Source organism: Bradyrhizobium sp. Arg237L (assembly GCF_029990105.1).
Taxonomy (GTDB): domain Bacteria; phylum Pseudomonadota; class Alphaproteobacteria; order Rhizobiales; family Xanthobacteraceae; genus Bradyrhizobium.
Map to the genome: position 1 here is coordinate 1 of NZ_JAQMIL010000005.1, position 23,779 is coordinate 23,779.

The window sequence follows — 23,779 nt, forward strand, 5'->3', positions numbered from 1 at the left end:
GTGACGATCGCGAGCCGCCCCTCATCCGCCGTGAGACGCGCGGAGTTAAATCACTGATTTGCCCGACGGCGGAAGCGGAATATTTTTCGCTGATAGTCTGGACAGACTTTGGACTGATTTGCCCGTCGGGTTGTTTTGTCGCACCCAAAGCAGCCGCTTCGTCGCTTGCAACTTGAAGGACACGAGCGCGTGAGATGTGAAGCAATTCACGTTCGGCGGCCGCCCTTCAACCTATCAAGCTGCTGCAAGCTGACCCATCGGAATCGAACAGGAGGTTTTACATGAAGCATCCGATGATCTTTGCAATCGCAGCCATCGCCTTGCTCGCAGCAACCACCGTACTCTGGTCGCATACGCCATCAACCAAGATATCCGCGGGAACTGCCGCTATGCCGCCATTGCAAGACCTCCACGCCGCGGCCAACTTAGGTAAGCTCCCAGACCAGGAACTTGAGGACCAGTCACTGGTCTATCCAAGCTCGCCGAAGCACTAGAAGCGAGAGGCTTGCGCAAAGCCATCAAGCAGACGTGGCGGAGGAGCTAGCGCCGCTCGCGGAGACATGGATTGCTTCGTCGCTACGCTCCTCGCAATGACGAAAGTACCCACCCTACATTTTCCGCCTGTCCAACTCCCGTCCCGTCTCCAGCATCAATTGGCGCAGCCAGATCGAGCCGGGGTCCATCTGGGCGCGGGTGGGATAGAACATGTACTGTTCGTCGATGCCGGGATCGAGCGGCGGTGTCACGGTCAGCAATGACAATTGCCTGGCGAGCGCTGCGATCAGGCGGCGCGGCACGAAGGCGACGAGGTCGGTGCGGGCTGTGACATGCAGCGCCTCGATATAGCCGGGTACGACAAGCGCGATGCGCCGTTCGATGCCCTTGGAGCGCAGCCAGCCATCGATCAGGTCCTCGTTCTGGCCGCGGATCACGACGGCGACATGCCTTGCCGCCAGGAACGCTTCGCGCTTCTTCAATCTCGCGCCGACCGGATGGCCTCGGCGCACCGCGAGCGCGTCGCTGTCGACATAGAGGCGCTGGCGGTGGAAGCCCTTGAAGGCGTCGCCGATCGAGATCACGAGATCGATGGTGCGCGCGAACTCGGCGGTGAAGATCGCAGGCCCCCGCCAGGGCACCACGTCGATCGTCACATGCGGCGCGATCCGTGTGATCTTCTCCATCAATGGCGGCATCAGGAGTTCGACCGCGAGGTCCGGCATCATCAGCCGGAAATGCCGATCGCTGCTGATGGCATCGAACGCGTCGGGAACGAACAACGCGCGCACCTGCTCGAGCGCCTGTGTCAGCGGCGTGCGCAACGCCTGTGCTCGCGGCGTCAACTCCATCCGCGCGCCGCTCCGCACCAGGAGCGGATCGCCGATCAGATCGCGCAGGCGCTGCAGCGCGTGGCTTGCGGCCGGCTGCGACAGACGAAGCCGCATCGCGGCGCGACTGACACTGGCTTCCCGCAGCAGTGCGTCGAGCGCGGTCAGGAGATTGAGGTCAAGCGAATTCAAATTCATCTGACGAATAGATATCATATTGGCTATCGATTTGAAGAATGATCTCTATCGCGTCACAAGGGGGCGTATTCAGTCAGCCACTGGAGAAGCCGCCATGAGCGCAGCCGACAACAACAAATTGATGCAGCAGATCTTTGCCGCCGCCGGAAATCCCGATCCCGCGGTGCGCGACCGCGCACTGTTCACCGCGAGCCTTGCCGAGGATGCCACATGGACGGTGACCGGACAGTATTCCTGGTCGCGCACCTTCAGCGGCAAGCAGTCGATTCTCAACGATCTGCACGGCCACGTCCGTTCGCTATTGGCGGAACGGGCGCGCACCGTCGCCCACCGCTTCATCGCCGACGGCGACCATGTCGTGGTCGAAGCCAAGGGCGACAACGTCACCAAGGAAGGCGTTCGCTACGACAATGACTATTGCCTGGTGTTCCGGCTCGAGGACGGCAAGATCAAGGAGATCAGGGAATATTGCGACTCGGTGCTGACGGAGAAGGCGCTGGGGCTGTTTCCGGCGCCGCAGGTTCGCGCGGCGCGTTGAGGTTTCCTCCGGGTCATTCCGGGATGCGCCGCTAGGCGCAGGCCCGGAATCCATCGCGCCGGTGCCGAGGCGAAATGAATTCTCTGATGTGCAATTGCACATCATAGTTCTCGCTTCGCGAGCCCCGGAATGACAAAAGCAATTGGTCGGGGATGGTGGGCACGGCGCGCTGCGCCTTTGCCCACCCTACAATGCTAACCCTCGCTGGTACCTACCGCACCCCATAGCGCGTGAAGTCGTTGCCGATCTTGACCTGGATCGTCTTTGCCAATGCAATATCGGCGTTGCTGCCCGCTTTGTCGCCCGTCTTCAGCCTGGCCAGCCCGCGCCCATAGAGTGCGCTCGCCAGCTTCGGGTCGAGCTGCAGCGCAGAACTGTAGTCATCGATAGCCGCATCGAATTTGCCCATTTTGAGGTAGATCAGCCCACGCGAGTCATACGTTGCGGCGTTGTTCGACGCTAATTGAAGCGCCTTATTGCAGTCCTCCAGTGCCGCCTCCAACGCGCCGAGGATCGCCTGCGTCCAACAGCGTCCGCTCCACACGGCTTCCAAATTGGGTTCAAGACGAATTGCCTCGTCATAGTCCCGGGCCGCGCGATCATACTCGTGCTTTTTCAGGTAGGCTCTGGCACGGTTGGCGAAAGCGCTGCCGTAGCTGGGATTGAGCTGGATCGCGCCATCGAGAGCTTTGATGGCAAGGTCGTATTCGCCTTTCTTCAAATAAGCCACGCCGCGATTGTTGAAGGCCTTGACGTAAGTTGGATTGAGCTGGATCGATTGATCGAAATCCTGGATGGCGCGGTCGTAGTCTCCCTTTGCCGCATAGGCGTTGCCACGATTGTTGTAGGCGATTGCCAAGGCAGCCGTCTTGCCGTGACCGGAAGCGATGAGCGCCGTGCAGCCATTGACCCTGGCTTCAAGCGAGGCGTGATCCGTGCCGTTGCACAACGCAATGTCAGTCAGGTAGTTGCTCTTCTTTGCATCCTCCTGCGCCGCCGCAGGTGAGCCGAGCAACAGCAGGATGAGCATGCATGCGACGCCGTCAATGATGCCTCCCCTAGTACTCGCGTCCATATCAGGCTTCCTGACTTTGGAAATTGGGGAATCCGCGATCGTCGCTTTTTCGCGGAAAGGCGTCACGTCCTGCTGGTGCCCTGCGCCGAGACTGGCTTCCGAACAAATGGCCTAGCACCCTCGGCAGATATTCAGATTGGACTTGCGATTGGCTTTCTGTTCGGATTGCTGCGCTGTCGATGGGCCGGGCTTTTTCGTAAGCTTGTTCTTGCCCTCTTCGATAAGGGTTGAAAACTTGACTGTCCCGTCATCCGAAATTTCGACATGTGGAGTCGTGCCCCGAATACCCATTGTTGCGACTGGGGTATCGACCTTCATGTCGCCGGTCTTCGCGATATTGCCGGCGACAAACGTAAGTGTTCCGTTGGTTACCTTGAACAAGGTCGAGTTGGATTTCCCATTTGGGTCGTACACGAATTCGTCCAACGCCATACGGGCGTTGCTCGATAGTTTGAACGAACTGCCATCGGCAAAGTTGATCCCGACCCGGCCATCGGCCCCGGTCTGCACCACATCGCCGAGGTAAACGATATCACCCACCTTCGTCTGGACGATCTGGCCGGCGACATTTGCCTGAATGACCATCGCACCCACGTGCTCGATCGTCACCGAGCCGGTTGTGGTTACAACTGTTCCGATGGGTTTTGCTGATGCGAGATCCTGAACAGCCGGCCCGGGAGGATTGGTCTGCGCATCGGCTGCATCAACCAAAAGGCTGGCCAATGCCAGAGCCAAACTCGCCACCGACGCGATAATCGTATGCGTGCGCATGATCCCCTTCCTGAGAAGATCCTTTTTGCCGCGTGACAGCCCGCTGACTTCAATGGTCAGCCGGCGCTATAATTCATGCAGTACGTGCAATGTCAGGGCGGCCATGAGTGGCCACCTCATTTTAAATTTTTGTCATATTAATCCCGGAGCCGGTTCAAATGCTACCAAAACGTTGCATCTTGACGCGGCTATAATTGCGGCGCTCCAGAGAGGGGAAATGACGCGCTCCAGGGAAAAGTGATTTAATTCCTGCGTCGGGCGATTTAAATCAGGCATTGAATGCATCGGATGTTACGGATATGTTTGATTAAATTTGGATCAGGATGTTGCGGCGGGCTAGCCTAGGGTTGCCGACGCCAAGATTGTTTTGACCTCGTGGCGTAGGCGAAGCCAGAGCAAGAAAAGTGCGGCACCACGCTGGGCCTGAAAATACTCAGCAGGCGAGGTCGAAGCCATGTTCGTTGCGTCTTGCGTCGAGTCCGGGGGCGACCGCAACGCCATTGTCGCCCAGCTTCCCCAGATCATAGGTCATGTTCAGATCGCGATCGGTTGCTGCACCCTCAGCCGTGCGACCGGCGTTGCCGTTCAACTCACGGCTGGCGATCCCGTTTATCAGGGAGACGTGATCGAGACGGCGGACGACGCGCAGGTCGGAATTCGCTTTATCGACGGCACTGTGTTCAACCTCTCTCCCGGCACCCGTCTGGTGTTGAACGAATTGATCTGTGACGCCAACGGCACCTCGCATTCGGCCCTGTTTGGCGTGACCAGAGGCACCTTCGCTTTCGTTGCCGGACGGGTGGCAACGACTGGTTGCCTCACGGTTGATACGCCTGTTGGAAGCATTCGGGGCCGCGCTCATGGCGGCGGGATCGGCACGTTGACGCTCGCGGCACTGGCCTTCGCCGTTATGAACGAAGTCCATGCGGCAGAGCCGGACGTCACATATCTCGATGACGACAGCATCGCATACAAGGATCTCGAGCATGGCGTATTCGAGCTCGTGACCAAAGAGCCGATCCCGCGACACATCATTGTCGAGGATCCCGGAGAGACGACCATCCTGAGCAGGAGAGGGTCCTCGGTCAGCGTCAACCAAACCGCGAATAGTGCGACTCGAATGGAGGAGTTGCATGCCGCCCGGCAGGACGTGCTGGCCAATTTCGCGAAGGAACAGGTGGCGCCCGGGTCGAGCACGCCTCCCTCGACGATCAATGTGCTGCCGGTGCAGCCGATCAATTTTATTCAGACCGATACTCTCCAGATCCATAATTTGCTCCCGCCGCTGCCGTCGTCGACGGTAGTTCCTGAGCTGTTTGTCCTGCGTTCGCCGCCGGTGTTCACCGTCGCGACGGGGCCGACGGAAATCGATACATCGGTGTTTGACCACTTCGCTGCAACGAGCGGAGCTTTCGCTGCCAGCAGCTCCAACAGCGGCGCTGCACTGACCTTTGGCATCAGTGGCGGAATCGCCGGCAGCACGGTGCTGGGAGGGGTGACATACGATGTATCGAGCGCCGGTCCCTATGGCAGGCTCTACCTCAACAGCGCGACCGGCGCCTACACCTTCGTTCCGGACAGCGGCGCGATCAATGCGCTGACCTCGCCGACGACTGAGAGCTTCGTTATCACGGTGTCAGACGGCACACGCTCGGCCAATCAGGTCTTCACGATCGCCATCGATGGCGTCAACGACGCGGCCATCATTTCGGGCTCCACGACTGGCGCGGTGATCGAGGCGGGGAGTGCTGGGCACGGTATACCTGTCGCAACCGGCACGCTCACCGACGTCGACGTCGACAATCCGCCGAATACTTTCACCGTGGTCGCCTCGCCGAAGGCGAGTGCCGGCGGCTACGGCACCTTCACGGTGACGGCGGCCGGCGTGTGGACCTACACGGTCAACGAGAGTAACCACGCGGTGCAGGCGCTCAATGTCGGCGGCCATCTGACCGACACCTTCATCGTGACCACCGTGGATGGCACCCCTCAGGTGGTGACGATCACCATCAACGGCACCAATGACGCGGCCGTCATTTCCGGCGCGACGACCGGCTCAGTGATCGAGGCGAGCGGCGCTGAGCCGGGCAAGCTGACCACGACCGGCACGCTCACCGATAGCGACGTCGACAATGCGCCCAACACCTTCACGGCGGTCAGTTCGCCGACGGCAAGTCATGACGGCTACGGCACTTTCACGATGACCGCGGCCGGTGCGTGGAGCTATACGCTCAACGACGCCAACAGCGCGGTGCAGGCGCTCAATGTCGGCGACCACCTGACCGACACCTTCACGGTGACCACCGCGGACGGCACTGCACAAGTGGTGACGATCACCATCAACGGCACCAACGACGCGGCCGTCATTTCTGGCGCCACCATGGGCTGCGTGATCGAGGCTGGGGGCGTCGCCAATGCCAAGCCGGGCGTGCCGACCGCGACCGGCATGCTCACCGATAGCGACGTCGACAATGCGCCCAACACCTTCACGGCGGTCACTTCGCCGACGGCAAGTCATGGCGGCTACGGCACCTTCACGATGACGGCGGCTGGTGAGTGGACCTACACGCTCGACAACGCCAACGGCGCGGTGCAGGCGCTCAACGCCTGCGACCACCTGACCGACAGCTTCACGGTGACCAGCATCGACGGCACCGCACAGGTGGTGACGATTACCATCCATGGCACCAACGACGCGGCCGTCGTTTCGGGAACGACGACCGGCACGGTGACCGAAGCTGGCTGCGATACATCCGGCACGCCAACCGCGACCGGCGCGCTTACCGATACCGACGTTGACAATCCGGCGAATACCTTCACCGCGGTCTGCTCGCCGACGAAGAGCGATGGCGGTTATGGCACCTTCACGATGACGGCGGCCGGCGTGTGGACCTACACGCTCGACAATACCAACTGCACGGTGCGGGCGCTCGACGCCTGCGACCACCTGACCGACACCTTCACGGTGAAGACCATAGATGGCACCGCGCAGATGGTGACGATCACCATCAAAGGCGCCAGTGACGCAGACCCCGACGATTTCGTATGGCGTGCCCTGTCTGCTGACGGCGGCAGTCATTCGACCCCGGGCGAAGCAGGCACAGACGGCATTGCTGCCAAGCATGGTGGCAGCGCGGCGGATTTCCAGCGATCCTCGACTGCCGATGCGATGTTTGGGTCAGAGGCAGCTGGAACGCGCGTGCTTGGAGACGCATTCCACTTCAAGGACAAGAACTCAGGTCCCGGAGGTTCAGACGGCTTCGACCTCGGAAATGCCGACCATGGCCCGGCATCGAGCAGCCATCACGAAGACGCTGCCGGAAGCCACGGACGAGAGGGCGCACAGCCCATCGAGCTAGCTTTGCACGAGCAGCACTCGGCTGACGGTTTCGGTGTCGTTCCCGACCTTACAGGGCACGCTATCGTCCCCCATGCGTCGCACGATCTGATGATCTGACGCAATCGGAAGGTGGGCACGGTGCGTGGCCCTTTGCCCGCCTTCCCAATTTGCATCGCGATTCACACGCGAGGCGCGTGCCGGCACGCCGGAAGGGCGCTTAAGCCACCTTGGTCTTGAGGTGACCGAACATGAAGTTCCTCGCCTCGTCGTCCATCTCGGCCTTGAAGGTGAACTTGTCCTTCAATGCGATCGCGCGTGCGGCGGCCGGCCGCGCCGAGATCTCGTCGACCAGGCGCTTGACGTTCGGGTACTTCGCATAGCCCTCCTCGCCGAGCACGAACGACCCTAGCCGCGCCCAGCCCCAGAACGCCATGTCGACGATGCTGTAGCTGTCGCCGACCATGTAGCGGCTCTTGGCGAGATGGTCGTCAAGGATCTTGTAGTGACGATGCGCTTCGTACTGGTAGCGATTATGCGCGTATTCCAGTTCCTTTGGCGCCGCCGTCTTGAAATGCACCGCCTGACCCGAATAGGGGCCGAGACCAGTGGCGATGAACATCAGCCAGGACAGCGTCAGCGCGCGGTTGGCCGGCGTGTTGGCGGGAAGGAATTTTCCGGTCTTCTCGGCGAGGTAGAGCAGGATCGCGTTGGAGTCGAACACGAACACGCCGTCATCGTCGATCGCCGGCACCTTGGCGTTCGGGTTGACCTTCAAAAATTCCGGCTTGAACTGCTCGCCCTTGCGGGTGTCGACCGGTATTGCCTCGAAGGCGAGACCGGATTCTTCCAGGAACAGTGCGACCTTGTTCGGGTTCGGTGCTCCGTTGAAGTAGAATTTGAGCATCTCAAAGGCTCCGTTTGTTTTGTGGCCGACCAAATCGGGACGCGAGCCGCGTTGGGCCGCGGGCCGCACTCATGCGCCACATTCGGCGGAACGCGCAAGCGACGAATTTGTGAAAGCGCCTCGGGCGGCTTGGCGATCAGCCAAAGTACACAAAGCCAACCGCGCTGGCGACGATCAGCGCAATCCCTGCCATGTCCAGCAGCGCAGCGAAGCGCGTCGCGGTTTGCAGGTCGGTGGCGTGAGCGGCACGCTCGGCGCTGCGCCCATAGCCGTGCGTAATGATGTCCTCGGTGAACTGGCCATGCGCCTCCAATGCGCTCGTCAGTCCGACGGAGACCAGAAGGACGCCGAAGATGCCGAGGCCGAAAAAGCCGAGCAGACCGAAAAGCAATATCGGGAACATGCCGACAAAGAAGATCGGCAACAGCGGCACAAGCAGGAACGTTTCGGATTGTCTGCGCATCGGGCAATCCAATCGAAACAGCGACCGATAATGGGAGTCTAGGCCCTTTGTTCGGGCCGAATCAAGGCAAGAGCGTTCAACACGGCGTCATCTTGGCGCGCAGATATTGGTGGGCACGCTTCGCTTTGCCAACCCTACCGTTCCGTCATTCCGGGATGCGCCGTCAGGCGCAGGCCCGGAATCCATTGCGTCGCAGGCGCAGGTGGTGAAATGGATTCCGGGTTCTCGCTTGCGCGAGCCCCGGAATGACGGAGAGATTTCGAGGAAGTTCAGCCCACGGCCATCCCGGAGCGGATTTCGGCGCGCAGCTCGTCGATCAGCCTGAGGCCGTTCTTGGTCTCGACGTGCCAGAAGGTCCAGCCGTTGCAGGCGCCTGATCCTTGCGCAACGGCGCCGATGCGGTGGATCGAGCCGACCTTGTCCCCGAGCATGATGGCGCCGTCGGCGCGCACGAGGGCGCCGACCCGCTTCTTGGCGTCGACGAGTTTCGCGCCCGGCATGATCATGCCGCGCTCGATCAGTTCGGAGAAGGCGACGCGCGGCGCCTCGCGCGCGGTCATGAACGGGGCGAGCGTTTCCTGCGGCAGTGGCTCGATGGCGGCGATGCGCGCTTCGGCGGCGGCGGCATAGGCCGCATCGCGCTCGATGCCGAGATAGCGGCGGCCGAGACGTTTCGCCACGGCGCCGGTGGTGCCGGTTCCGTTGAAGGGATCGAGCACGAGATCGCCGGGCTTCGACGAGGAGAGCAGCACGCGCGCGAGAAGCTGCTCGGGCTTCTGCGTCGGGTGGACCTTCTTGCCGTCCTTGCCCTTGAGGCGCTCTTCGCCGGTGCAGAGCGGGATCAGCCAGTCGGAACGCGCCTGCACGTCCTCGTTCGCTGCCTTCAGCACTTCATAATTGAAGGTGTAGCCCTTGGCCTTCTCGTCACGCGCAGCCCAGATCATGGTCTCGTGCGCATTGGTGAAGCGGCGGCCGCGGAAATTCGGCATCGGGTTCGACTTGCGCCAGACGATATCGTTCAGGAGCCAGAAGCCGAGGTCCTGCATGATGGCGCCGACGCGGAAGATATTGTGATAGGAGCCGATCACCCAGATCGTCGCCGACGGCTTCATGACGCGACGGGCGGCGAGCAGCCAGGCGCGCGTGAAGTCGTCATAGGCGGCAAAGGAGGAAAACTTGTCCCATTCGTCATTGACGGCATCGACATGGGATTCGTCGGGACGTTTGAGGTCGCCCTTGAGCTGCAGATTGTAGGGTGGGTCTGCGAACACGACGTCGACAGAACCGGCTGCAAGCTTCGACATCTCGGCGACGCAATCGCCTATGACGATTCGACTCGAAGACGTGGATTCAAATTTAGTGCGGGGCGCCCTTGCAGACGCCCCGCGACGCGACTCAACCATGACTCATAACTCTGACTCAGGCGACGCTGTCGGCGACGCGGGACTAAACAACCGACTGGCGCCACCATGATCCGCCAAAGTAAAAATCGACTTAATCGAAAATGCCACGCGACAAGTTCTGCGCATTTCGATCGCGGCGTTTTCAGATTCGAAATCGAGCGCTGCCTTGCAGCATGCGTTATGCGAATTGCGCCAGCGACGGCGGAATCGGAAGAATCGAAAATCGGGTTCGTTTGCAGGCAAGCTCACGCGATTCGTGAGGACGTTGGCCGCATCAGCCATGCGCTGATAGGGCGGCGTCGCACTAGGCAATAATTGCCGGGCGGGCTATTGATTAACGGAACGGAAATTTTACGTCTGTTCCGCGTTTGCACAGGATAGGACTTAAGGGGAAGCCGCCATGCGTTACGATGATTTCCGTCGCAGCGACGACATCGAGGATCGTCGCGACCAGGGCGGATCTGGTGGCGGCGGAGGCTTCGGCCTCCCGATGGGCGGGGGCGGGCTCGGCATCGGCACCATCATCGTGCTCGGCCTGCTCGGCTATGCCTTCGGCATCGACCCGCGCATCCTGATCGGCGGCGCCGAAATCCTGACCGGCGGCGGTCAGGCGCCGACCTACCAGACCGACCGCCGGACGGCGTCCGGCAAGACCGGCGCGCCGACCGACGAAATGGGCAGCATGATCTCCGGCATCCTGGGCGAGATCGACGATCGCTGGACCGAGATCTTCCAGGCCAATGGGCAGACCTTCGCCGGTCCGAAGATCGTCTTGTTCCGTAACGCCACCAATGGCGGCCGCTGCGGCATGGCGCAGTCGGCGATGGGTCCGTTCTACTGCCCGCCGGACAAGACCATCTATCTCGATACCGGCTTCTTCCGCGAGGTCGAGACCCGGTTCCGCGGCTGCTCGGGCAGCGCCTGCAAGTTCACCGCGGCCTATATCATCGCCCATGAGGCCGGCCATCACGTGCAGAACCTGCTCGGCATCATCCCGCGCGTGACGCGGCTGCAACAGGCGGCCGACAGCAAGGCCGAGGCCAACGCGCTGCAGGTGAAGGTCGAACTGCAGGCCGACTGCCTCTCCGGCGTCTGGGTCAACCGCGAGGAGAAGAAGCGGCCGGGCTTCCTCGAGGCCGGCGACATCGACGCGGCGCTCAAGACGGCCACCGCGATCGGCGACGATACGCTGCAGCGGCAGGCGACGGGCAGGGTGGTGCCGGACTCCTTCACCCACGGCTCGGCGCAGCAACGGCGGCAATGGTTCATGACCGGCTACCAGCAAGGTACGGTGTCGGCCTGCAACACCTTTGGCCAAGGGGCGCTGTGAGATTTGGATAGCGATTGTCATGGCCTCCACAGACGAATCAAAACCGTTCATTCCGCTCAACATCGCGGTGCTGACGATTTCCGACACAAGGACGCTCGCCGACGACAAGTCCGGAACGACGCTGGCGGATCGCATCATTGCGGCCGGCCACAAGCTGGCGGCGCGCGAGATCGTCACTGACGACGTCGAGGCGATCCGTGCGGTGGTGAAGCGCTGGATCGCTGACGAGGGCGTCGATGCGATCATCACCACCGGCGGTACCGGCTTCACCGGCCGCGACGTGACGCCGGAAGCGATCGAGCCGCTGTTCGAAAAGCGGATGGACGGTTTCTCGATCGCCTTCCACATGCTGAGCCACGCCAAGATCGGCGTCTCGACGATCCAGAGCCGCGCCACCGCCGGCGTCGCGGGCGCGACCTACATCTTCTGCCTGCCCGGCTCGCCCGGCGCCTGCCGCGACGGCTGGGACGGAATTCTGGCGGCGCAGCTCGACTACCGCACGCGCCCCTGCAATTTCGTCGAGATCATGCCGCGGCTGGATGAGCACCTGCGCCGGCCGAAGGCGCAAGGCGCGACGGTCTAGTTTTCACCACGACCGTCATTCCGGGTTCGCGCTGCGCGCGCCCCGGAATGACGGCGGCGGCGATAGCACCGGTTGTGAACGATCCTCACCAGCCAAGCATACAACGCGCGCATCGTCGCGCGATAAGCCTCAGCCCGGAGCGCATGCGCTCGCTCGATATGGAAGGCGAGAAGTTCCGGGGTGACGCGCCGCGGTGGACCGCGACGCGTCAACTTCACAGCGCCCGCTCCCAGGTCTCGCCGACGAGGTCCTGCCCGAAGCTGCGATGCGGCTCGCTTTTCACCAGCACGAAGCCTGCGTCCTGATAGATTTTTCGCGCGGCGATCAGGATGCTCTGGGTCCACAGCGTGATCTTGCGGTAGCCGCAGGCCCTGGCGAAGCTGATGCATTCGCCAACCAGCCGCTTGCCGAGCCCCTGGCCGCGCCCGGCCGGGTCGATCAAGAGCAGCCTGAGCTTGGCGATGTCGTCGGAATGCCTGACCAGGAACACCGAGCCGACCGGTATCCCCTCGAGATCGGCGATCCAGCAGCGTTCGCGCGAGGCGTCGAACGAGGTCAGGAATTTTGCGACGATCTCGGCGACCAATGCCTCGAAGGATGAATCGAAGCCGTATTCGCTGGCATAGAGCGCGCCATGGCTCTGCGCCACCCAGCCCATATCGCCCGGCCGCGGATCGCGCAGCACCGCGCGTGGGGCTGCGGCCTCGCCGAGCAGCCGCTCGATGGTGCCCATCGCCCCTGTCAGGCGGACGCGATCGTCCGGCGGAAACCGCGCGAGCATCGATGCGACCTCATCGTGCGAGGTGCGGTTGATCCTGGCAAAGGTCTGCCGCCCCTTTGCGGTGAGGCCGAGCTGGTATTGCCGGCGATCGGAGGCGAGGGGGCTTCGGGTCAGAAGCCCGTCCTCATCGAATTTCTGGAGGATGCGGCTGAGATAGCCGGGATCGAGCCCGAGCTCGGTCCCGATCTCCTTCGCCGATATTTCCTCGCGATGGGCCAGCTCATAGAGCACCCGCGCCTCGCTGAGCGAGAACGGGCTTTTCAACAGATGCTGGTCGAGGACGCCGAGCTTGCGGGTGTAGAAGCGGTTGAACGCCCGCACCGCGGCGACCTGGGTTTCGGAATCCGGCTCTGACATAGGGGGCACCTCGATAGTTGCTATTGTCAAATAATTATTTGACTTTGGCAAGTATCAAGGCGCTGTCATTCCGGGGCGCGCGAAGCGCGAGCTATGATGTGCAATTGCACATCAGAGAATCCATTCATCTGCACGGTGTGCGGCCCGATGGATTCCGGGCCTGCGCCTTCGGCGCATCCCGGAATGACGAGGGAAACGTAACGTCCTACGCGACGATGATCCGGCTGCGCAGCATGGTGCGGGAGGAGCGGCCAAGCTGCCGCAATAGCCGCGCCTCGGAGCGGCGGGCATCCGGGCGGTAGCCGCCGAGCTGCTCATAGTGATCGCGTGCAATCAGGAGGCCCTGTTCGGCGGTCGGGCCGGTCAGCATGCGGGCCACGAACTTGAAGCTGTCGCGCAGGCGGGTGTCGGCGTAGGGCGAGCGGGCGTAGCGGAAGATGCCGGCGCGCGGCCGGCCGCTCATCGCGACCCCCTGGATGAACTGGGTGGTCTCCTCGATCCAGCCGCTGTCGAGCACGGCGCCGGCATGCAGGAACATCAGCCAGGGCGAGCGCGCCTGACGGGCTCCGGCCGCCAGCGCTGCGGCGCGGGTGCCGTCGAACGCCATGAAGCGGCAACCGGCGACATCGGCGACGCGTTCGATCACGTCGGACTTGGCGCCGTTCTTGGCGCGATCGACCAGCAGCACCTCTTTCACGATTCCGGACGCGGCACCCGGAACCAGCGCCGCAAGGGTCGCCACCGCGGTCCGCTCGTCGCCCTCGGTTGGAATGATCACGCTCAGCATCAACAGCGGCTTCGTTGGCTCGAAATGGGTGGAAAGCTCGAAAATTGTTATCACCTTGTCACAATCAAAACAGCCGTAGGGGTGCAGTTTTTTGCGGCAGCGCCATTGTGGAATTTCGCGAATGTGTTCTTGATTTGTTCTCACGACATGCTAGCTTCAGAGCATGAGCCGAGCATCCTCTCATGCCCTCAAGCACCCGCCGGTGACGGCGCCCTCCACACCGGCGGGTGCGCCCTCCGCGTTTCCCGAACTCGCGGTCGCGATCGAGCGCGAACGGCGGCGCGGCCGAGGCGCGCAGTCCAATGCGAGCGGCCGCTACGAGGCCGAGGCGCGCGTTACGTTCGACGACGGCTGGCAGAGCCTGGAAGACCTGCCGCCGTTCAAGACCACTGTCTCGCTCGACACCTCGCGCAAGGTCATCGCGCGCAACGACTCGCCCGACATCGGCTTCGACCGCTCGATCAATCCGTACCGAGGCTGCGAGCATGGCTGCGTCTATTGCTTCGCGCGGCCGACCCACGCCTATCTGGGCCTGTCGCCGGGACTGGATTTCGAATCGAAGCTTTTGGCAAAACCCGATGCGCCGGCGCTACTCGAGAAGGAGCTGGCCACGCCAGGCTATGAGCCGCGCATGATCGCGATCGGCACCAACACCGATCCGTACCAGCCGATCGAGCGCGAACACAAGATCATGCGGGGTATCCTCGAAGTGCTGGAGCGTGCCGGCCATCCGGTCGGCATCGTCACCAAATCGGGACTGGTGGCGCGTGACATCGACATCCTGCAGCGGATGGCAAAGCGCAACCTGGTCAAGGTCGCACTGTCGGTGACGACGCTCGATGCCAAATTGGCGCGCACCATGGAGCCGCGCGCCTCGACGCCACCGAAGCGGCTGGAAACGATCAAGCGGCTTTCGGATGCCGGCATCCCCACCACCGTGATGGTCGCACCCGTGATCCCCGCGCTGAACGATTCCGAGATCGAGCGCATCCTCGATGCAGCGGCGCATGCCGGCGCCAAGGAAGCCAGCTACGTGCTGCTGCGGCTTCCGCTGGAAGTGCGCGACCTGTTCCGGGAATGGCTGCTCGCGAATTATCCCGACCGCTATCGCCATGTCTTCACCCTGATCCGCGACATGCGCGGTGGGCGCGACTACGACTCGCAATGGGGGACGCGGATGAAGGGCACCGGGCCGATGGCCTGGATGATCGGCCGCAGGTTCGAGATCGCCTGCGAGAAGCTCGGCCTGAACAAGCGTCGCTCGAAGCTGACGACCGACCATTTCGTCAGGCCGAAGCAAAGCGGCGAGCAACTGAGCCTGTTCTGAGAGGCGTCATTGCGTTCCTCTCCGTCATTGCGAGGAGCCAACGGGTCCCGCCTCTGGCGGGCCCGATGACAGGCTCCGCGACGAAGCAATCCATGCCTCCGCAAGCGGAGAGGTGGATTGCTTCGCTGCGCTCGCAAAGACCGGGGAATGCTGAATAATGGGGACGAGCGCCGGGTTCCCGGTTGCGCAGGTGCGGCTGCTTCAGCACAGTCGCGCCCATGATTCGGGATAAGTCCGAGAAGAAAAAGCCTGTCAAACCGGCGAAGGGCGTGATCGCGGTGACGCCGCCGAGCTTTCGGCGCGAGCGTGCGCTGATCAAGCGCGGCGTGTGGCCGATTGCCGGCTGCGACGAGGCCGGGCGCGGCCCGCTGGCCGGTCCCGTCGTGGCCGCGGCCGTGGTGCTCGACCCGAAACGCATTCCAAAAGGCATCGATGATTCGAAGCGGCTGACGGCGGAACGGCGGGAAGAGCTGTTCGAGCAGATCTGCGCGACGTCAGCCTTCGCGGTCGCCTTCGCATCGCCCGCGCGAATCGATCGCGACAATATTCTGCGCGCCTCGCTCTGGGCGCTGGCGCGCGCGGTGCAGGCGCTGCCCGAGCAGCCCAAGCATGTTTTCGTCGACGGCCGCGACAAGGTCGCCGTCACCTGCGATTGCGAGGCCGTAATCGGCGGTGACGGCATCGTGATGTCGATCGCGGCCGCCTCCATCATCGCCAAGGTGACGCGCGACCGGCTGATGTGCGCGCTGGCGCTGGATTGCCCCGGCTATGGCTTCGAGCAGCACAAGGGCTATGCGGTGCCGGAACATCTGGAGGCGCTGGATCGCTTGGGGCCGAGCGCGCATCACCGCAGCTTCTTTGCGCCCGTGATCGCCGCCCGGCAGAAGCATTTCCCGGAAACGGTCGAGCCCGATCTTTTCGCGGTGGACCCGACGGTCGAGACGGTGGACCCGACAATCGCGGCCGAGGCGACCGCCGCGATCTAGATCGCGTCGGAACCTGAGGAGCTCTCAGCCGGTCATCGCCCGGCTTGGCCGGGCGATCCAGTATTCCAGAGACGGCAGTGCTTGAACCGAGAGGCCGCCGTGTACTGGATGCCCCGCTTGAAGCGGTGCATGACGGCGGAGTGCGTCGTTGGCAATCGAGCTGTCCTCACGCCGGTTGCTTCCGTCGCGTGCGGCCTTTATCAAGTTTGCGGGTCGATTGAGGGCTGGTTCTGGGCATTTTGGGCGCATGCGTTTCACCTCCCTGGTCGTCGAACTGATCCGCGCCCGGCCCCGGCTCGTGGTCTGGATCGTGGTGCTGGCGCAGGCAGCGCTGTGGCTGCTGGTGCCGCTCTTGATCTATCGCAGCCCGCCCGGCGACGTCGCGACCGTGCTCGCCTTCGGCCGGGAATATCAGGTCGGCACCGATCTCGGCCCGCCGCTCGCGTTCTGGCTCGCCGACATCGCGTTCCGCGCCGCCGGCAATCACGTTTTCGGCGTCTATCTCCTGGCGCAGATTTGCGGGATCGCGACCTTCGTGAGCCTCTATCACCTCGGCCGCGCCATCATCGGCGGGCAGCAGGCGGTGCTGGCCGTGCTGCTGACGATGACGGTCGCCGCCTTTTCTTCGCCCGGCCTCGAGTTCGGGCCGCTGGTGTTGGCACGGCCGTTGTGGGCGCTCTTGCTGCTGCATTCCTGGCAATTGTTCGGCCAGAACCGGCGCAGCGCCTGGTTTGCCTGGTCGATCGATTGCGGCCTGTTGTTGCTGACGACGCCGGTGGCGATCGGGATGATCCTGTTGGTCGCGGCCTTTGCGCTGGCGACCGCGCGCGGACGCCGCACGCTGGCATCGCTTGATCCGCTGTTCGCGCTGCTCGTGGTGATCGTGCTGGCGCTGCCTTATTTGATCTGGCTGATGCGGTCGGATGTTGTGACGCTGCCGCCGCTGCCTGATGTCGCGGATTTGCGCGCGCGGGTGATGCGCTCCGGCGTCCTGCTCGGCGGCCTGGTGGTGTCGATGGCCGGCATCGCGCTGCTGCTCGCCGTCAATTCTCCCTGGTTCGCCCGCAAGCCGGAGGAGGCGCCGATCATCAACCGGCCGCCGCTCGATCCCCTGGGACGGCAGTTCGTCTATTTCTTCGCCTTCGCGCCGGCGCTGATTGGTAGCCTGCTCGCCGGCCTGTTCCGTCTCGACCACGTGGTCGGCGGCGCCGGCGTCGCGCTGCTGCTGTCGGGATTGGCCGTGATCGTCAACGCCGGCGATCTCATCCACCTCTACCGCCAGCGGTTCCTACGCTCGGCCTGGGCGGCGACGATTGCCGCGCCGGCCTTGGCGGTTCTCGCGGCGACGCTGTTCGTGCCCTGGACCGGCACAGCCGAAGTGCGGACCTCGATGCCGGCCGCCTCGATCGGGCATTTCTTCGCCGACAGTTTTGAGCGGCGCACCAACCAGCGGCTGCGCGCGGTGGCCGGCGATCCCGAGCTTGCGGGCCTGATCGCGATGGACCCGCAGCGCCCGCATCTGTTGCTGGAAGGAAAGCCGCGGACGCCCTGGCTTTCGCCGGCGAAGTTCAACGAGACCGGCGGGCTGATCGTCTGGCGCGCGTCCGACACATCGGGCATGCCGCCGCCCGAGATCGCGCAACGTTTCCCCGGACTGGTGCCGGAAGTGCCGCGATCGTTCGAATGGCTGGTCAACGGCCGTCAGCCGCTGCTCAGGATCGGCTGGGCCATCGTGCGGCCGAAGGGGTAGGTGAGAAGCGGTAGGGTAGGCAAAGCGCAGCGTGCCCACCATCTAACGGCGTGCTCGGAATGGTGGGCACGCTGCGCTTTGCCCACCCTTACGGCCTCTCACGATGAGGGGGAGCCTTGCTGCCCCAACACCTTCGCGATGGCGCGGAGGTCTTGCCATGACATCCGCTTGTAGGAGGGCGAGCGCAGGAGATAGGCGGGGTGGAAGGTGGCGATGGCGCGGATCACCCGGGTGCCGGTGTCGTAGTCGAACCATTTCCCGCGGGTGCGCATGATGCCCTCGCGCGTGCCGATCAGCGCCTGCGTCGAGGGATTGCCGAGCGTGACCAGCACGTCGGGATTCACGAGCTCGATCTGGCGCTGGATGAAGGGCAGGCACACCTGCGTCTCCTGCGGCGTCGGCGTGCGGTTGCCCGGCGGCCGCCACGGGATCACGTTGGCGATATAGGCCTTGCTGCGGTCGAGCCCGATCGCCGCGATCATGCGGTCCAGGAGCTTGCCGGAGCGGCCGACAAAGGGCAGGCCCTCGATGTCCTCGTCTCGCCCGGGCGCTTCGCCCACGAACATCACCCGCGCCGCCGGATTACCGTCGGCGAACACAAGCTTGGTCGCGGTATGCTTCAGCGCGCAGCCGTCGAAATTCGCGAGCAGTGTCCGCAGCGCGTCCAGCGTCGGCGCGGTCCGTGCCGCCTCGCGTGCGGACGCAACCGCCGCATCCGGCGCGATGGTGATTTCGCCGCGCGGAACTGCCGGCGCCGCAGGCGGCACCTCCCGCTGCGGACGCGGCGGCGTCATCTCACGCGGCGGGGCGGCGGGAACAGGCTCCGCCTCCGCGAGCCGGTTGACCGGCTCGTCAACAAGCGCGCAATCGACCCCGGCCTCGAGGTAAAAGGCCAGCAATTGCTTTAAGGTAGGGGCGGGCTCGGGCGTCATGGTGGGATACAAGTCCTCCGCCCGCAATTTAGGATGCATCGCGCCGTCGCGAAATGCATTTCAATGGTTGTCCTCGCGACAAAAATCGGAAACAACGCAGCCTAACCAATTAGAAGCGTTCTCAACCGGGCTGAGAAGAGACCATGAGCACCGAAGAACTACCGCCCCGCGAATCCATGGAATTCGACGTCGTGATCGTCGGCGCCGGACCGTCGGGCCTCTCGGCTGCGATCCGGCTGAAACAGCTCAATCCCGATCTCAACATCGTCGTGGTGGAGAAGGGTTCCGAGGTCGGCGCGCATATCCTCTCCGGTGCGGTGATCGATCCGGTGTCGCTCGACAAATTGATTCCGGACTGGCGCGAGGATGCCGACTGTCCGCTGAAGACCCAGGTGAAGGACGACCGCTTCTACTGGATGACGGCGGCCGGTGCGATCCGGCTGCCGGCCTTCATGATGCCGCCGTTGATGAACAATCATCACTGCTATATCGGCTCGCTCGGCAATGTCTGCCGCTGGCTGGCGCCGAAGGCGGAAGCGCTCGGCGTCGAGATCTATCCGGGCTTTGCTGCCGCCGAAGTGCTCTATGACGACAACGGCAATGTGCGCGGCATCGCCACCGGCGACATGGGCATCGCCAAGGACGGCTCGCACAAGGACTCCTACACCCGCGGCATGGAGCTCGTCGGCAAATACACGCTGTTCGCCGAAGGCGCGCGCGGCAGCCTGTCGAAGCAGCTCATCGCGAAGTACCAGCTCGATGCGAAGAGCGAGCCGCCGAAATTCGGCATCGGATTGAAAGAGGTATGGCAGATCGATCCCGCCAAGCACCAGAAGGGCCTGATCCAGCATTCCTTCGGCTGGCCGCTCAACAATTCCACCGGCGGCGGCTCGTTCCTCTATCACTACGACGACAACCGCGTCGCCGTCGGCTTCGTCGTGCATCTCAACTACGACGATCCGTATCTGTCGCCGTTCGACGAATTCCAGCGCTTCAAGACGCACCCTTCCGTCCGTGCCGTGCTCGAAGGCGGCAAGCGGCTCGCCTATGGCGCACGTGCCATTACCGAGGGCGGCTATCAATCGGTACCGCGGCTGACCTTCCCGGGCGGCGCGCTGATCGGCTGCGCGGCCGGCTTCGTCAACGTGCCGCGCATCAAGGGCGTGCACAACGCGATGGGCAGCGGCATGCTCGCCGCCGAGCATGTCGCGGCGGCGATCGGCGCCGGCCGCGCCAATGACGAACTCGTGGAATATGAAAACGCCTGGCGCGATTCCGCCATCGGCAAGGACCTGCATCGTGTCCGCAACGTCAAGCCGCTATGGTCGAAGTTCGGCACTGTGATCGGCGTCGCGCTCGGCGGCTTCGACATGTGGTGCAACACGCTGGGCTTCTCGCTGTTCGGAACTCAATCGCACGCAAAGCCCGATCGCAAGACGCTGGACCCGGCGAAACAGCACACGTCGATCGCCTATCCGAAGCCGGACGGCAAGATCTCGTTCGACAAATTGTCCTCGGTGTTCCTCTCCAACACCAACCATGAGGAGGACCAGCCGGTTCATCTCAAGGTCGCCGACATGAACCTGCAGAAGACGTCGGAGCACGACGTCTACGCCGGCCCCTCCAATCGCTATTGCCCGGCCGGTGTCTATGAATGGGTCGAGGAAGCCTCGGGCCCGCGCTTCCAGATCAACGCGCAGAACTGCGTCCACTGCAAAACCTGCGACGTGAAGGACCCGAACGGTAACATCACCTGGGTTCCGCCGGAGGGCGGTGGCGGGCCCAACTACGAGGCGATGTGACCGCGGCGATATAGGAATGGCCGGCCCGACCACGATTGTGTGAGTGGAGGCCCGGATAATCCGGCAAGACCGGTCACGATACCGCCACACTGAAGGCGTTTCGGGTATTAACGGTCAAATCGGCGGCTTTGAGGGCTATTCTGCTAATTGATTCGCCACCCGTGTCCTTGCGATTGGAGGCCAAAAACGGCATTGTCGCTGGCCGGGATGCCGCCGCTTGGGTCCGCATTCGACACTGATCCTGAGAGATCGCCGCCGTTAATCCCGCCGTTAATCCCTTGGAGCAAGGCGAACCGTGATGCTTTCTACACGCTTTAACCGCTGGACGATTGCTGCTCTCAGCCTGGCCGTGCTCGCCGCACCTGGCGCGCTCTATGCGCAGACGCCGGATCATCCCGCCGACAACGCGGCGCAGTTTCCGAGCAAGAACGACCTGAAATCGCTGACCACGGCCGGCAGCTATCTCGCCGCCCGCCACGCCAGCGTCGAGCGCGACGCGGCGTCCGCTGCGGCATTTTACCGCTCGGCCCTCCGTACCGACCCGAAGAACAACGAACTGCTCGACCGCGCCTTCATCTCCTCGCTGGCCGAAGGCGACATCGACGAGGCCGTCAAGCTCGCGGACCGCATCCTCGCGCAGGACAAGTCCAACCGCGTGGCGCGGCTCGTCGTCGGCGTGCGCGACCTGAAGCTAAAGAAGTACGCGGCCGCGCAGGTCAACGTCAACCAGTCGATCCGCGGACCGATCACCGACCTGGTCGCGACGCTGCTGGCAGCCTGGGCGAGCTATGGCGCGGGCGATGCCAAGGTGGCGGTCGCCAACATCGACAAGCTCACCGGGCCGGAATGGTACCCGCTATTCAAGGATCTCCACGCCGGCATGATCCTGGAGCTTTCCGGCAAGGAGAAGGACGCGGGCACCCGCTTCGAGCGCGCCTACAAGCTCGATGATTCGATGTTGCGGATCGTGGACGAATATGCGCGCTGGTCTTCGCGCAACAAGGATGCGGCTGCCGCGACGTCCCTCTATGAGGCCTTCGACAAGAAGTTGCCGCGCCACCCGCTGGTGCAGGAGGGCATCCGCGAGGCCAAGGCCGGCAAGAAGCTATCGCCGCTGGTCGATTCGGCGCAGGCCGGCGCGGCCGAAGCGCTCTATGGCATCGGCGCGACGCTGACGCGCCGCGGCGGCGAGGATCTGGCGCTGGTCTATCTGCAGCTTGCGCTGTACCTGCAGCCCAACCATCCGCTGGCGCTGCTCTCGCTCGCGGACCTCTATGAGAGCGTCAAGAAACCGCAGATGGCGATCAAGATCTATGAGCGGATGCCGGCCTCATCGCCGCTGAAGCGCAACGCGCAGATCCAGCTTGCGACCGATCTCGACGCCGCCGACCGCAGCGACGAGGCGATCAAGATCCTGAAGGAGCTCACCTCCGATTCGACGAAGGACATCGAGGCCATCATGGCGCTCGGCAATATCGAGCGTGGCCGCAAGAAATTCGCCGATTGCGCCGGCACCTACACGCAGGCGATCGATGCGATGCCGACGGCCGGCGACAAGAACGCCTGGGTCACCTACTACTACCGCGGCATCTGCGAGGAGCGCTCCAAGCAGTGGACCAAGGCTGAAGCCGACATGCGCAAGGCGCTGGAGATGCAGCCCGAGCAGCCGCATGTGCTGAACTATCTCGGCTATTCCTGGATCGATCAGGGCATCAATCTCGACGAAGGCATGAAGATGATCAAGCGTGCCGTCGAGCAGCGCCCCGACGACGGCTACATCGTGGATTCGCTCGGCTGGGCCTATTACCGCATCGGCAATTACGATGAGGCGGTGAAGCAGCTCGAGCGCGCCATCGACCTCAAGCCGGAAGATCCGACCATCAACGACCATCTCGGCGACGCCTATTGGCGGGTCGGCCGCACGCTGGAAGCCAAGTTCCAGTGGGCGCATGCGCGCGACCTCAAGCCGGAGGCCGACGAGCTGCCGAAGATCGAAGCCAAGATCGAGAACGGCCTGCCGGAGGACGCCTCTAATAACGCCGCCGCCGTCGAGAAGAAGAAAGAAGACGGCAAGGGCGGCTGATCCAAAGAGAGTATGGGGCGGTTTGTCGATGCCGGCGCTGATTGAGGACGCACGTGCCAAGGTCAACCTGACCCTGCGGGTGATCGGGCGGCGCGTCGACGGCTATCACGACCTTGAAAGCGTGGTGGCGTTCGCCGATTGCGCCGATCGCCTGACGCTGACGCCGGGCGAAGAACTCACGCTCACGACCTCAGGGCCGATGGCGGAGGCTTGCGGCGAGACCGCTGATAATCTCGTGCTGAAGGCCGCGCGCCTGCTCGGCGAGCGCGTTCCCGGCCTGAAGGCCGGCAGCTTTGCGCTGGAGAAGGTGTTGCCGGTGGCCGCCGGGATCGGCGGCGGTTCGGCCGATGCGGCGGCGGCGCTGCGGCTGCTCGCGCGACTGAATGATCTCGCCCTCGACGACGAGCGTCTGCGCGACGTTGCGCTGAAAACCGGCGCCGACGTGCCGGTCTGCGTCGCCTCGCATGCCTGCGACATGACCGGGGTCGGCGAGACGCTGATGCCGTTGAACCTGCCGAAGCTGCCGTGCGTCATGGTCAATCCGCGGATCCCCGTCGCCACCAAGGACGTGTTCGCGGAGCTTGGCTTGCGCCCCGGCGACCTCCTGGTCGGCGCCACCGACGTGATGCTGCAGGCGCCGTCCTGGCCGGAGCAGGGCGGCTCGCTCGACGAGTGGGTCGAGGCCCTTGCCGCCAGCTCGAACGATCTGGAAGCGCCGGCGGTGCGCATCCAGCCCGTGATCGGCGCGGTGATCGCCGCGCTCAACGCCACCGATGGCGCCTGGCTCGCGCGAATGTCCGGCTCGGGCGCCACATGTTTTGCGATCTACGAGAACACCGCCGACGCCCAGCGCGCGGCCGAGAAGCTCCGCCGCGAGCACCCCATCTGGTGGGTGCATTCGGGCGTGCTGAGCTGAAGTAGCGCAACCTGCTCTATCTATCCTACGCGGCTGTCGTCACCCGCGAAGGGGGGTGACCCAGTATTCCAGAGACGTCAGAGCAGAATCGAGAAGCCGCCGCTTACTGGATACCCCGCCTTCGCGGG

20 protein-coding genes are annotated in these 23,779 nt (G+C 63.5%); 11 read left to right on the forward strand and 9 right to left on the reverse strand.

The window, feature by feature from the left end; all coding sequences use genetic code 11:
- The first annotated feature begins 281 nt into the window (after window positions 1-281).
- Window positions 282-494: a hypothetical protein gene (locus OZ411_RS04020; protein ID WP_282526921.1), complete on the forward strand. Its 213-nt coding sequence runs from the start codon at window positions 282-284 to the stop codon at window positions 492-494.
- A gap of 114 nt (window positions 495-608) precedes the next feature.
- On the opposite strand, the gene OZ411_RS04025 is transcribed toward OZ411_RS04020, so the two are convergent.
- The gene (locus OZ411_RS04025) at window positions 609-1,523 is read right to left on the reverse strand and encodes a LysR family transcriptional regulator (RefSeq protein WP_282526922.1); all 915 of its coding nucleotides are present in this window, start codon (window positions 1,521-1,523) and stop codon (window positions 609-611) included.
- A gap of 94 nt (window positions 1,524-1,617) precedes the next feature.
- Between OZ411_RS04025 and OZ411_RS04030 the strand changes: the two genes are divergently transcribed.
- Window positions 1,618-2,061: a nuclear transport factor 2 family protein gene (locus tag OZ411_RS04030; protein WP_282526923.1), complete on the forward strand. Its 444-nt coding sequence runs from the start codon at window positions 1,618-1,620 to the stop codon at window positions 2,059-2,061.
- A gap of 211 nt (window positions 2,062-2,272) precedes the next feature.
- On the opposite strand, the gene OZ411_RS04035 is transcribed toward OZ411_RS04030, so the two are convergent.
- Window positions 2,273-3,091, reverse strand: a complete 819-nt coding sequence (locus tag OZ411_RS04035; protein ID WP_282526924.1) for a tetratricopeptide repeat protein — start codon at window positions 3,089-3,091, stop codon at window positions 2,273-2,275.
- Between the two features lie 156 nt (window positions 3,092-3,247).
- A complete protein-coding gene (locus OZ411_RS04040; protein ID WP_282526925.1) occupies window positions 3,248-3,907 on the reverse strand; it encodes a FecR family protein in 660 nt (219 codons plus the stop codon).
- 454 nt (window positions 3,908-4,361) lie between these two features.
- On the opposite strand from OZ411_RS04040, the gene OZ411_RS04045 reads away from it, so the two are divergent.
- Window positions 4,362-7,364: a VCBS domain-containing protein gene (locus tag OZ411_RS04045; protein WP_282526926.1), complete on the forward strand. Its 3,003-nt coding sequence runs from the start codon at window positions 4,362-4,364 to the stop codon at window positions 7,362-7,364.
- 100 nt (window positions 7,365-7,464) lie between these two features.
- Here the strand turns inward: OZ411_RS04045 and OZ411_RS04050 are convergent, their stop codons facing one another.
- The 3 genes from OZ411_RS04050 to OZ411_RS04060 all read right to left on the reverse strand — a co-directional run bounded on the left by OZ411_RS04050 (window position 7,465) and on the right by OZ411_RS04060 (window position 10,017).
- On the reverse strand, window positions 7,465-8,151 hold the full coding sequence (locus OZ411_RS04050; protein WP_282526927.1) for a glutathione S-transferase N-terminal domain-containing protein: 687 nt from the start codon (window positions 8,149-8,151) through the stop codon (window positions 7,465-7,467).
- Between the two features lie 136 nt (window positions 8,152-8,287).
- Window positions 8,288-8,614 carry a hypothetical protein gene (locus OZ411_RS04055; RefSeq protein ID WP_282526928.1) on the reverse strand — a complete coding sequence of 109 codons (327 nt, stop codon included), beginning with the start codon at window positions 8,612-8,614 and terminating at the stop codon, window positions 8,288-8,290.
- A 269-nt stretch (window positions 8,615-8,883) separates the two neighbouring features.
- Entirely contained in the window at window positions 8,884-10,017 is a 1,134-nt protein-coding gene (locus tag OZ411_RS04060) for a site-specific DNA-methyltransferase (RefSeq protein ID WP_282526929.1), read from the reverse strand.
- A gap of 400 nt (window positions 10,018-10,417) precedes the next feature.
- Between OZ411_RS04060 and OZ411_RS04065 the strand changes: the two genes are divergently transcribed.
- On the forward strand, window positions 10,418-11,347 hold the full coding sequence (locus OZ411_RS04065; RefSeq protein ID WP_282526930.1) for a neutral zinc metallopeptidase: 930 nt from the start codon (window positions 10,418-10,420) through the stop codon (window positions 11,345-11,347).
- A gap of 19 nt (window positions 11,348-11,366) precedes the next feature.
- Entirely contained in the window at window positions 11,367-11,930 is a 564-nt protein-coding gene (moaB, locus tag OZ411_RS04070; RefSeq protein ID WP_130581446.1) for a molybdenum cofactor biosynthesis protein B, read from the forward strand.
- Window positions 11,931-12,144: 214 nt separating this feature from the next.
- Here moaB and OZ411_RS04075 read toward each other — a convergent pair whose 3' ends face one another.
- Window positions 12,145-13,068, reverse strand: coding sequence for a helix-turn-helix domain-containing GNAT family N-acetyltransferase (locus tag OZ411_RS04075; RefSeq protein ID WP_282526931.1), 924 nt, complete (start codon window positions 13,066-13,068; stop codon window positions 12,145-12,147).
- A 205-nt stretch (window positions 13,069-13,273) separates the two neighbouring features.
- Complete coding sequence (locus tag OZ411_RS04080; RefSeq protein WP_130581457.1) at window positions 13,274-13,855, reverse strand: glycosyltransferase; 582 nt, start codon at window positions 13,853-13,855, stop codon at window positions 13,274-13,276.
- Between the two features lie 163 nt (window positions 13,856-14,018).
- On the opposite strand from OZ411_RS04080, the gene OZ411_RS04085 reads away from it, so the two are divergent.
- The 3 genes from OZ411_RS04085 to OZ411_RS04095 all read left to right on the forward strand — a co-directional run bounded on the left by OZ411_RS04085 (window position 14,019) and on the right by OZ411_RS04095 (window position 17,918).
- Window positions 14,019-15,182 (forward strand): PA0069 family radical SAM protein, encoded by a 1,164-nt coding sequence (locus OZ411_RS04085; protein WP_130581444.1) that lies wholly within the window; start codon window positions 14,019-14,021, stop codon window positions 15,180-15,182.
- Window positions 15,183-15,400: 218 nt separating this feature from the next.
- On the forward strand, window positions 15,401-16,168 hold the full coding sequence (locus OZ411_RS04090) for a ribonuclease HII (protein WP_282526932.1): 768 nt from the start codon (window positions 15,401-15,403) through the stop codon (window positions 16,166-16,168).
- 247 nt (window positions 16,169-16,415) lie between these two features.
- Window positions 16,416-17,918: a glycosyltransferase family 39 protein gene (locus OZ411_RS04095; protein WP_282526933.1), complete on the forward strand. Its 1,503-nt coding sequence runs from the start codon at window positions 16,416-16,418 to the stop codon at window positions 17,916-17,918.
- A 98-nt stretch (window positions 17,919-18,016) separates the two neighbouring features.
- Here OZ411_RS04095 and OZ411_RS04100 read toward each other — a convergent pair whose 3' ends face one another.
- Window positions 18,017-18,850 (reverse strand): uracil-DNA glycosylase, encoded by an 834-nt coding sequence (locus OZ411_RS04100; protein ID WP_282526934.1) that lies wholly within the window; start codon window positions 18,848-18,850, stop codon window positions 18,017-18,019.
- A 143-nt stretch (window positions 18,851-18,993) separates the two neighbouring features.
- Here OZ411_RS04100 and OZ411_RS04105 point away from each other — a divergent pair, with 143 nt between their 5' ends.
- From OZ411_RS04105 to OZ411_RS04115, 3 genes are all read left to right on the forward strand, one after another.
- Window positions 18,994-20,652 (forward strand): electron transfer flavoprotein-ubiquinone oxidoreductase, encoded by a 1,659-nt coding sequence (locus OZ411_RS04105; RefSeq protein WP_130582917.1) that lies wholly within the window; start codon window positions 18,994-18,996, stop codon window positions 20,650-20,652.
- Window positions 20,653-20,950: 298 nt separating this feature from the next.
- Window positions 20,951-22,735, forward strand: coding sequence for a tetratricopeptide repeat protein (locus tag OZ411_RS04110; protein ID WP_130582918.1), 1,785 nt, complete (start codon window positions 20,951-20,953; stop codon window positions 22,733-22,735).
- A 28-nt stretch (window positions 22,736-22,763) separates the two neighbouring features.
- A complete protein-coding gene (locus OZ411_RS04115) occupies window positions 22,764-23,651 on the forward strand; it encodes a 4-(cytidine 5'-diphospho)-2-C-methyl-D-erythritol kinase (RefSeq protein ID WP_130582919.1) in 888 nt (295 codons plus the stop codon).
- Window positions 23,652-23,779: the final 128 nt, after the last annotated feature.

Excerpts from the sequence above, each read along its gene's own strand:
- OZ411_RS04020 (WP_282526921.1), top strand. The coding sequence starts at position 282 with ATGAAGCATCCGATGATCTTTGCAATCGCAGCCATCGCCTTGCTCGCA.
- OZ411_RS04025 (WP_282526922.1), bottom strand. The coding sequence starts at position 1,523 with ATGAATTTGAATTCGCTTGACCTCAATCTCCTGACCGCGCTCGACGCA.
- OZ411_RS04030 (WP_282526923.1), top strand. The coding sequence starts at position 1,618 with ATGAGCGCAGCCGACAACAACAAATTGATGCAGCAGATCTTTGCCGCC.
- OZ411_RS04035 (WP_282526924.1), bottom strand. The coding sequence starts at position 3,091 with ATGCTCATCCTGCTGTTGCTCGGCTCACCTGCGGCGGCGCAGGAGGAT.
- OZ411_RS04040 (WP_282526925.1), bottom strand. The coding sequence starts at position 3,907 with ATGCGCACGCATACGATTATCGCGTCGGTGGCGAGTTTGGCTCTGGCA.
- OZ411_RS04045 (WP_282526926.1), top strand. The coding sequence starts at position 4,362 with ATGTTCGTTGCGTCTTGCGTCGAGTCCGGGGGCGACCGCAACGCCATT.
- OZ411_RS04050 (WP_282526927.1), bottom strand. The coding sequence starts at position 8,151 with ATGCTCAAATTCTACTTCAACGGAGCACCGAACCCGAACAAGGTCGCA.
- OZ411_RS04055 (WP_282526928.1), bottom strand. The coding sequence starts at position 8,614 with ATGCGCAGACAATCCGAAACGTTCCTGCTTGTGCCGCTGTTGCCGATC.
- OZ411_RS04060 (WP_282526929.1), bottom strand. The coding sequence starts at position 10,017 with ATGGTTGAGTCGCGTCGCGGGGCGTCTGCAAGGGCGCCCCGCACTAAA.
- OZ411_RS04065 (WP_282526930.1), top strand. The coding sequence starts at position 10,418 with ATGCGTTACGATGATTTCCGTCGCAGCGACGACATCGAGGATCGTCGC.
- moaB (WP_130581446.1), top strand. The coding sequence starts at position 11,367 with ATGGCCTCCACAGACGAATCAAAACCGTTCATTCCGCTCAACATCGCG.
- OZ411_RS04075 (WP_282526931.1), bottom strand. The coding sequence starts at position 13,068 with ATGTCAGAGCCGGATTCCGAAACCCAGGTCGCCGCGGTGCGGGCGTTC.
- OZ411_RS04080 (WP_130581457.1), bottom strand. The coding sequence starts at position 13,855 with ATGCTGAGCGTGATCATTCCAACCGAGGGCGACGAGCGGACCGCGGTG.
- OZ411_RS04085 (WP_130581444.1), top strand. The coding sequence starts at position 14,019 with ATGAGCCGAGCATCCTCTCATGCCCTCAAGCACCCGCCGGTGACGGCG.
- OZ411_RS04090 (WP_282526932.1), top strand. The coding sequence starts at position 15,401 with ATGATTCGGGATAAGTCCGAGAAGAAAAAGCCTGTCAAACCGGCGAAG.
- OZ411_RS04095 (WP_282526933.1), top strand. The coding sequence starts at position 16,416 with ATGCGTTTCACCTCCCTGGTCGTCGAACTGATCCGCGCCCGGCCCCGG.
- OZ411_RS04100 (WP_282526934.1), bottom strand. The coding sequence starts at position 18,850 with ATGACGCCCGAGCCCGCCCCTACCTTAAAGCAATTGCTGGCCTTTTAC.
- OZ411_RS04105 (WP_130582917.1), top strand. The coding sequence starts at position 18,994 with ATGAGCACCGAAGAACTACCGCCCCGCGAATCCATGGAATTCGACGTC.
- OZ411_RS04110 (WP_130582918.1), top strand. The coding sequence starts at position 20,951 with ATGCTTTCTACACGCTTTAACCGCTGGACGATTGCTGCTCTCAGCCTG.
- OZ411_RS04115 (WP_130582919.1), top strand. The coding sequence starts at position 22,764 with ATGCCGGCGCTGATTGAGGACGCACGTGCCAAGGTCAACCTGACCCTG.